Origin of the sequence: Myxococcus sp. CA039A (genome assembly GCF_013336645.1) — a bacterium.
Taxonomy (GTDB): domain Bacteria; phylum Myxococcota; class Myxococcia; order Myxococcales; family Myxococcaceae; genus Myxococcus; species Myxococcus llanfairpwllgwyngyllgogerychwyrndrobwllllantysiliogogogochensis.
The window spans coordinates 1-8,980 of sequence record NZ_JABUMQ010000398.1 but is presented as its reverse complement, the minus strand read 5'-3'; the positions used below and the strand labels follow the sequence as shown (position 1 = coordinate 8,980).

The window sequence follows — 8,980 nt, the reverse complement described above, 5'->3', positions numbered from 1 at the left end:
GGTCCCGGGGGGGGCTTGGGGGCCGCGTGCGTGGTGCAGTCGGTGCTCGCCGATCGCTGCGCCACCTGTCACGGCGCGCTGCCAACCCAGGGGGCGACGATGCCGCTGCGCACCCTGCACGACATGCGGGTGAGCTCGGCGATGGATGGGAGCCTTAGCAACGCCCAGCGTGCGCTCATCCGCATGCGCGACGACGCGTCTCCAATGCCGCCGGCCCCGCATGCGCGTGCGAGCGCAGCTGAGCTCACCGCGCTCGAGACGTGGATCGGGGAGGGGATGCCCCTCTGCAGTGGCACGGGCGGCCCACCCGTGACGGTGGTTTCCGAGCCCAACCTGCTCGAACAGTCCACGCTCTTCAGCTGCACCGAGGGCGTGCGCTCGGATGCGTCAACGCGCATCCGCCGCATGAACCGGCGCGAGTTCACCCGCAACGTTGGTGGCTCGGTCGAGCGCAGCTGGACCGGGTTCAGCTTCTACGACAACCCGCTCGATCCCAGCGCCATCGAGCAGTACAGCTCCTGGGCCACGGACGAGACGCTGGACGAGGCCACGGTGGAGCTCTTCCTGCCGGTGGTCGGCGAGGCCGCCGCGCCGTGGACGATGAACTACCCGGACGGCAACCGGATGGAGCGTGTCTACACCGACAGGCGCTTCAACTGCATGTTCGTCGACGCGAACCCGAGCGACACCTGCAAGCGCTTCCACCTCGGCCAGATGCTCGAGTTCGGCGTCTTCTTCCGCCCGCCCACGGAGGATGAACTCACCCGCCTCACCGCCTTCGCGACCGAGGTCATCGCGCAGGAGCCGAGCAACTCCCCGACAAACCGCGCGGCCTCCATCACGCGGATCTCCAACGCCGCGTGGATGATGACCGGCGCCGTGTTCCGCCGCGAGATGGGCGGCGAGCCGGCCGACGGTCGCGTGGAGCTGACCAGCCTCGAGCTGGGCTCTCAGCTGGCCTACGCGCTGGCGGGGCGGGCGCCCTCGGCCACGCCGAGCTTCGTGTACCCTCACTACTCCGCGCCCCTCGAGGGGCATCTGGCGGACGTGGCCACCGCCGCGAAGGACGGCTCGCTCACGCAGGATGCGACGACCACCGCCCTGATCGAGAAGTACCTGGGCGGAGTCGACGCCAACCAGAACGGGACGCCGCGCTTCGATCTGGTGCAGGACTACAACGAGGAGCAGCGCTCCAAGCGCGGGCAGTACTGGCTGGGTGACGGCGTCGCGGGCTTCTTCCGCGAGTGGCTTGGCTACGAGCACGTGTCCGCGGTGTTCAAGGAGTCTCCGGCGGCGACCTCGCGCTTCGAAATCGAGGGGCTCGGCTACATCAGCGCGGTCTCGTACGACAACCTGCTCACCAACTTCCATCCACTGGAGCCGACCTTCATCCAGCAGTTCGACGATCTGATCGCGCGGGTGGTCATCGAGGATCAGGACGTGCTGGCGAATCTGCTCACCACGCGCACCTTCTACGTACCCTCCATGCAGCACGCGGCGTACGATTCGCACAAGGGCCTCTCGCACCCCTACAACGTCAGCGAGATCCTCCCGGCGACCGTCGCGGGCCGCTGGAAGACGCTGCCCGCCACCGAGCGCGCGGGCGTGCTGACCCACCCGGTGTGGCTGGCCGCGCACGGCGGCAACTTCGAGGACGATCCGTCCATCGTCCATCGCGGCAAGTGGGTGCGCGAGAACCTCCTGTGCGGCTTCGTCCCGCCGCTCAGCAGCGTGCAGGTGGCAGCCCAGGTCGGCGCTCACGCGGCCGACAAGAACGCGCGCCGCCGCTTGCAGGAGGCGACCGCCGGATCGCAGTGTCAGGGCTGTCACCGCCTGATGGAGCCGCTCGGTCTGCCCTTCGAGATCTACAACCACGCGGGTTTCCTGCGCGCGCGGGATCACTCGCCCAGCGGAGGCTGGACCACGCCGGATGGAAGCTCGACGCTCACGTCGATGCCGGACCCCGCGCTGGACGGCACGGTGCGCGACGCGGTGGAGCTGAGCGAGCGCCTGGCGACCTCGCGGCACGTGAAACGCTGCTTCATGCGACAGGCCTTCCGCTACTTCATGGGCCGCCCGGAGAACCCGAGCGACGCCTGCACGCTGACGCAGATGGAGCAGGCCTATGATCAGAACAACGGCTCGTTCTCCAAGATGCTGACCACGTTGATGACCAGTGACACCTGGAAGACGCGGCGCGTGCCGCAGGCTGGAGAGTGACTGCCATGTTCTCGCGACGAACCGTCCTGAAGGGCATGGCCGCCGGCCTCTTCGCGCCCTACTTCCACGACGTCTACGCCCAGTCGTCAGCGCGGCCGGCGCGTCTGGTGCTGGTCCTCGAATGCAATGGCGTCTACCCCCGCGCGCTCCTGAGCACGGGCACCCGCACGGCGCTGGGTGGACGCGCCAATACCTCCGATCGCCTCTTCTGGGACGCGTACAAGGACGCGCCGCTGGTTCGTGAGGGCGACAATCTCGCCAGTGCGATCAGCCTCGGGCCGCTGGCGGCATCTTCCGGCAACATCGACCTGGTGAACCGCTCCGCCGTGCTGCTGGGGCTCTCGAGCCTCATCGCGGGCGGCGGGCACTCCAGCGGGACGGGTGGGCTGAGCTGCGCGGTGAACGGCGCGGGCGCGACCTTCGACGCGGTGATCGCCCCTCGTCTGCGTCGTGGTGCACCGTTCGACGTGCTGCGCCTGGGCACCAGCTCCGCGCGGGTGTCGATTGTCTACGAGACCTGCGCGCTCGGGCCGCGCAAGCCCGCGGGCATCATCGTCAACCCGTCGCTCGCGTTCGACAGCACCTTCGGCTCGTTGCTCGGCGGCTCGACGAATGGGCGCGATCGCAAGATGCTCTTCGACTTCGCGCTGGCCGACTCGCGCAAGGCGCTGGCGGAGTTCAGCGGCAACTCCAACGAGCGGCTGAAACTGGAGCGCTACCTCTCCTCGCTCGAATCGCTGCGCACGCGGGAGGATCAGCTCGCGGGCATGGCGGACCGCGTGCGGCCCTACCTGCCGCTGGCGCCGAAGGACAACCCGCTCATCACTGGCGCGGGCTCACCGCCCGACTCGCTGAAGTGGTTCGAGGCGCAGTTCCAGATCGCCACGGCATCCCTCCTGGGTGGGCTGACGAACACGGTGGTACTGGCGACGGGCACCTCGGGTTTTGACGTGGCCTACGGCCCGGACGTGGCCGACATCGCGCGACACAGCCTGCAGCACGGCCTGGATGCCGGGCAGAACTGGGATCGCGTCGCGGAGGTCACCCGCCGCCACGTGCAGTTGGTGGCGAACCTGGCGAGGACGCTGGCTGCTACGCCAGAGGTCGGCGCGAGCGGCTCGATGCTGGACCACACCGCGATTGTCTTCATGTCCGACAACGGCGAGCAGCACCACTCGACCTCGCGTGAGTGGCCGAAGCTCGTGGTGGGTGGCAACGCGCTGGGCCTGAAGACCGACGGGCGCACAGTGGTGTACCCGAAGTACGACGCGGCCCGGAACCGGCAAGTCTCCAACCTCTTCAACACGCTTGGCCACGCGTTCGGAGATGCGGACTTCAACACCTTCGGGCAAGAGGGCAGCACGCGCATCGCGCCGGGACCGCTGAGCGAGCTGTATGGCTGAGCCGCGAGAGTGGGCTGGGCGGGTGTGACGCCGCTACGGGCGCCCAACAGGAAGCGGCGCGGTGCCCTCCATTCGTGGAGTGCCAGCCGCGCCGCTCGGGTGCCTTGAGTGTGAAGGCAGGCTGCAGTGGACTCGCGCCAGCGAGCATGGAGAGGGTGGCCTGTACACGCTCCTGCTCAAGGTGGGCGCAGAGGGCGCGCGGGGACGGATTTTGACCTGAGTCCCCGCGGGCCGGCCCGGATTACTTGTCCAGCACCACCACCGGCGCGAAGCCGCCGTAGATCATCCGCGCGCCGTCGAAGGGCATCGGGTTCTGCTCGGGGCTCATGCTTGGGTCCTTCATCATCTTCTCCATGCCAGCGTCGCGCGTGGCCTTGTCGGGCCATTCAATCCACGAGAAGACCACCGTCTCATCGTCCTTGGCCTGCACGGCCCTGCGGAAGTCGGTGAGCTTGCCGCTCGGCACGTCGTCTCCCCAGCACTCCAGCACGCGGAGGGCACCGTACCCGATGAAGGCGGGGTCGCCCTTGCGGGCATGTGCGATGAACTTCTCCTTGTTCGCGGTCGGCACGGCGATGACGAATCCATCGATGTAAGACATGGGATGCTCCTCTGGGAATGAGGGGACGCCAGCAGGGCGCCTTCAAGAGCGCGACGATTGGGCAGTACGGGGATCGACATGAATCGCTCCGCGGACTCGTGAATCTGGCGACGACGACGCCTCCGCGCGCCATTCCGGGGGCAGAGGGCGGAGCCCTGGCTGGGGGGCCCACGGCCTGCCGAACCGGCGATTTCCCGTCCAAGGGGCGTACCGGACACCTGGGTCTGGGGGCACTCGTCGTGACGGCTCCCCCTGGACGTGGGCCTTGAGGCTTTCTGTTCAGTCTGGTGTCCCCCGGAGGGGTGCATCGCGGACGTAACGCCGTACTTCAAGCCCTGGAACCATCTCCAGAATGCGATTCGGGGACGCCTGGAGGCCAGCCGAGTTCTGTCGAGCGGAAATTGTCAGCAGCCATGCTCGGCCTTCTGCACCAGCCCAACCCTCAACACAGTTCCTATTCGTCTTCCGCTCGTTTCCTTCTCACGGTTGGTTCTTCATTCTCCTTGATGAGACAATCACGGGCCGACCATGTTGAAACGCGACGACGTCATCCGCGGAATTGACCTCGCCTTCAGGGATGCGGCCATTCCACGAACCGAGGAAGAGCTTGCACCGCCGGGCATCGAGGCCAAGTACGTTGTCGACCACTTCTTCGGCAAGATGCGGCGCGACGTGGAATCCCAGCCATTCCCTGGCTCGCTGTACATGGAAGACTTCTCGTACATGACGGACGCCGCCGTCCTGTACTACCTGCCTTCGGTTCTCCGCGTCATGCTGGCGAATTCGACCGACTTCGAGCTGTGGATTCATCTCCACGGCTTTCTTTGTCGCATTGATGGTGACTATCCGGCCCCTGTGTTGACGACTCTCAGCGTCGCGCAGCGCAAGGCGATTGCGGACTGGGCAGACACTCTCAGCCAAGAGTGGGCATCGTCGAAGTGGATGTCGCGGTTCTCCAAAAAGTCCGCCCAGCTGGCTCGGACTTATCGCTCAGCAGGAACCTGAGCTTGTGTAGGACGGCGACGTTTGACGGCGGAGCACCTTGAGGATGCCGATGCTCTCGTCACGGACGCACAGCCACCCGCTGCTAGCGCAGCGCCGCGAGGGCCGCGCCGACCTTCGCCACCGTCACCGACACGGGCGTCGTCACCTCCGGCGCGAAGATGGCCACGCGGAGTTCCTCGAAGTCCCACCGAAGGGCCTGTGCCGCCTCCTGGTCCCGCACGGTGGCGCGCCTGGCGAGGAAGGTCTCCCACAGGGGGGTGAAGGGCGCGGCTTTCCCTGCGTCCTTGCCGGGGTTCGCCACCGCACGAGACAGCCGTGCCTGGGCTGCGCGGAAGAAGCGCGGGTAGTTCAGCAGGCGCGCGAAGGGAATCCACTCGATGAGGTTCGCGGGGAACAGGTGCCCGAGCTGCGCGCGGATGTCCCGCACGGCCGCCGCGCCGCTCGGCCCCTTTGATGCAGCCTTGAGTGCGGCGAGCGTCGCGGAGAGTTCAGCGGAGGTGACAACGACGGCGTTCGCCCAGTCCCGGGCCGCGGGCTCGATGCGCGGTGAGCCCTCACGGACCAGCGCCTCGAAGGCCGCCTTCGCGCGGGGCAGTGGCGCGCCCGGTGCGAGCTTGAACGCATCGTCGACGCTGCGTGCGAGGACGAGCGCCCGGAAGGCGTCGGCCTGGCCCCGCGCGGGCGGTGCGCCGTCCAGGGACGGGAAGGGCAGCGGCATGCGCGAGGCGCTGACGGCCACGTGTCCGCGCGCGGCGAGCATCAGGAGCCGGCGGACCCCTGTGCGAGTGGCCGCCTCGGCGGCGGAGGATGTCTCGAGCAGCACCAGGTCCACGGCAGCGCCCCGGTCGACGAGCGCGGGGTAGCTGCGGACGTCGAGCCCGCCGACGCGGCGGGTGACCACGGGGGGCAGCTCGCCGAAGGTCCAGGTCGTCAGCCCCTGGCGCTCCCAGTCCGAAGTCGGCGCGGCGCTGCGCAGCGCAGCCCGTGCGCGTCCCCCGTACTGCTCCAGCAGCGCGTCGGCGTCGCGGCTCCGCGCGAGCTCCTTTCCCCGCTCGTCGAGCACCCGGAGCGTGATGCGCAGGTACGGCGCCACGGTATCCGGCCGGAGGGACTCCTCGGGCACGTCCACGCCGCACAGCCGGGACACCGCACGCACGAGCGCCGGAATCATCGGCCCGCGGAAGGGCACCAGTTCCTTCTCGAGACGGTCGACCAGCGTTGGCAGAGGCCCCAACTGCTTGCGCTGGGCGCGGGGGATCTGCTCGAGCAGGGCGGTGAGTTTCTCCCGCTGCCACCCCGGGATGGTCCAGTCGAATTCACCCGGGACCAACTGGGCGAGCAGCAGCAGCGGCACGCTCAGGGTGATGCCGTCGTCCTCGGCCGAGGGGTCGAAGGTGTATGTCACCGGCACGGATGCGCCGTTCAGGGTGATGGCGTCCGGGTAGTGCGCTGGGGACAGGCCTGGGTCGTGCGAGAGGGCATCCTCCATCGAGAGGACGAGCACATCGGGGTCGGCCGCCTCGGCCTTGCGGCGCCAGGCCTCGAAGCTCGCTCCGTCCGTCACGTCCGCCGGGAGGCGCTGGTCGAAGAACGTCAGCATCGCCTCGCTGTCGAGCAGCTCGCTGCGCCGGGCCTTGTCCCGCAGGCGCGCCACGCGCTCGAACACCTGGCGGTTCTTCTCCTGGAACGCCCCCCGGGTGCGGTACTCGCCGCGCACCAGGGCATGCTCCAGGAACATCAGCCGTGCCCGGGCGGGGTCCATGCTGGCCAGGGCCACGGGGCGCTCCTTGAAGACCTGAAGCCCGAAGAGGGTCGCGTTCTCCTTCACCACGGCGCGCGCGGACTTCTCCGACCAGTGCGGGTCGGAGTAGCTGCGCTTGAGCAGGTGGGGGGCCGCCGCCGCGAGCCACTCGGGGTCGAGCTTCGCCACGGTGCGCGCGAACAACTGGGACGTCTCCACGAGCTCGAACGCCATCACCCAGGCAGGGGGCTTTTTCGCGAGCGCCGACGAGGGGTGAACCATGAAGCGCGTCTGCTTCGCACCCGTATAAAGGCGCTGCTCCGGATTCCACTGGCCGATGCGGGACAGGAGCCCGGTGAGGAGCGCCTGGTGCAGGACGTCCCCGCGCGCCGGGGTGCCCCGGCCCTTGCGCGACAGGCGCAACTCGCGGACGGTCTCCTCGAGCTGGCGCTGGACGTCCCGCCACTCGCGCACCCTCAAGAAGGACAGGAAGTTGTCCCGGCACACGCGCCGCAGATGGGACGTCCCCCGGCCCTCGGCCTCGCTCACGAACGCCCACAGCTTGAGGAGCCCCGTGAAGTCCGAGTGCTCGTCACGGAAGCGCCGGTGCAGCTCATCCGCCTTCTGCGCGAGCTCCCGTGGCCGCTCGCGTGGGTCCTGCAGGTTGAGCGCCGCGGCGACGATGAGCACCTCGTCCAGACACCCGTACTCGGCGCCAGCGAGAATCATCCGTGCGATGCGCGGGTCCACCGGGAAGCGCGCGAGCTGGTGCCCGAGCGGCGTCAAGGTGCGCTCCTGGCCCTCGATGGCCCCGAGTTCCTCAAGCACCCGCCATCCCTCGGCGATGGCCCTCGGCTGGGGCGGGTCGAGGAAGGGGAAGTCCTCGACGTCACCGAGGCCGAGGGACTTCATCCGCAGGATGACCCCCGCGAGCCCGGTGCGCTTGATTTCCGGGTCGGTGAAGGCGGGCCGCGTGGTGAAGCTTACCTCGTCGTAGAGGCGCACGCAGATGCCCTCACGCACGCGTCCGCAGCGCCCTTTGCGCTGGTCGGCGCTGGCCTGGGAGACCGGCTCGATGTGCAGGCGCGTGGTGCCCGAGCGGGGGTCGTAGCGCGACAGGCGCGCCACCCCCGTGTCCACGACGTAAACGATTCCCGGGATGGTGACCGACGTCTCCGCGACGTTGGTGGCGAGGATGACCCGGCGCTCGGGGATGGTGGAGAAGACGCGCGACTGCTCGGCGGCCGACAGGCGCGAATACAAGGGCTGCACCACCGTGCCGCGGAGCGCGCGCGCGTTCAGGGCATTCTCGGCCTCGCGAATTTCCCGCTCCCCGGGGAGGAACACGAGGACGTCCCCGTCCGGGTCGAGCGAGAGCACGTTTGTCACCGCATCGGCGACGGAGTCGGTGAGCTCGTCGTCCTCGGGGGGCGGCTCGTAGAGCACGTCCACCGGAAAGGTACGGCCCTCCACCTGGATGACCGGAGCCCCCCCGAAGAACTGCGAGAAGCGCTCGGTCTCGATGGTGGCCGAGCTCACCACCACCTTGAGGTCGGGGCGCCGGGGGAGGATGCGCTTGAGCCACCCCAGCAGGAAGTCGATGGTGAGGCTGCGCTCGTGAGCCTCGTCGAGCACGATGGTGTCGTAGCGGCTCAGGAGCGGGTCGCTGTGAATCTGAGCGAGGAGGACTCCGTCGGTCATGAACTTCACGGCCGTTCGCCGGGACGAGCGGTCCTCGAAGCGAATCTGGTAGCCGACGTCCGTGCCCAGCTCCGTGCCGAGCTCGCGTGCCACGCGCGCCGCCACACTCGTCGCGGCGATACGCCGGGGCTGGGTGACGCCAATCTGGCGCGGGCGGCCGCGCCCCATGGCGAGCAGGACTTTTGGCAGCTGCGTCGTCTTCCCCGAGCCGGTGGCCCCCGCGACAATGACGACTTGGTGGGCGGAGATGGCCGCGGTGATGTCCTCCACCCGGCTCGAGATGGGGAGCTCGGGGGGGAAGTGCAGGGT

5 protein-coding genes are annotated in these 8,980 nt (G+C 68.7%); 3 read left to right on the top strand and 2 right to left on the bottom strand.

Translation table 11 applies throughout. The annotated features are described in order from the left end of the window. Both HR086_RS41245 and HR086_RS41240 read left to right on the top strand, forming a co-directional pair. A partial coding sequence (locus HR086_RS41245; protein ID WP_254626668.1) for a DUF1588 domain-containing protein occupies positions 1–2,220 on the top strand: 2,220 nt, incomplete at its 5' end. A gap of 5 nt (positions 2,221–2,225) precedes the next feature. Next, positions 2,226–3,623 (top strand): DUF1552 domain-containing protein, encoded by a 1,398-nt coding sequence (locus HR086_RS41240; protein WP_174468357.1) that lies wholly within the window; start codon positions 2,226–2,228, stop codon positions 3,621–3,623. 241 nt (positions 3,624–3,864) lie between these two features. Here the strand turns inward: HR086_RS41240 and HR086_RS41235 are convergent, their stop codons facing one another. Then, complete coding sequence (locus HR086_RS41235) at positions 3,865–4,224, bottom strand: DUF1428 domain-containing protein (protein ID WP_141648852.1); 360 nt, start codon at positions 4,222–4,224, stop codon at positions 3,865–3,867. Between the two features lie 528 nt (positions 4,225–4,752). Here HR086_RS41235 and HR086_RS41230 point away from each other — a divergent pair. Then, a complete protein-coding gene (locus HR086_RS41230; RefSeq protein ID WP_174458606.1) occupies positions 4,753–5,229 on the top strand; it encodes a hypothetical protein in 477 nt (158 codons plus the stop codon). 82 nt (positions 5,230–5,311) lie between these two features. On the opposite strand, the gene hrpA is transcribed toward HR086_RS41230, so the two are convergent. Then, the coding region (gene hrpA / locus HR086_RS41225; protein WP_254626667.1) for an ATP-dependent RNA helicase HrpA at positions 5,312–8,980 on the bottom strand (3,669 nt) is incomplete at its 5' end.

Coding starts and splice junctions, on each gene's coding strand:
- HR086_RS41240 (WP_174468357.1), top strand. CDS start 2,226: ATGTTCTCGCGACGAACCGTCCTGAAGGGCATGGCCGCCGGCCTCTTC.
- HR086_RS41235 (WP_141648852.1), bottom strand. CDS start 4,224: ATGTCTTACATCGATGGATTCGTCATCGCCGTGCCGACCGCGAACAAG.
- HR086_RS41230 (WP_174458606.1), top strand. CDS start 4,753: ATGTTGAAACGCGACGACGTCATCCGCGGAATTGACCTCGCCTTCAGG.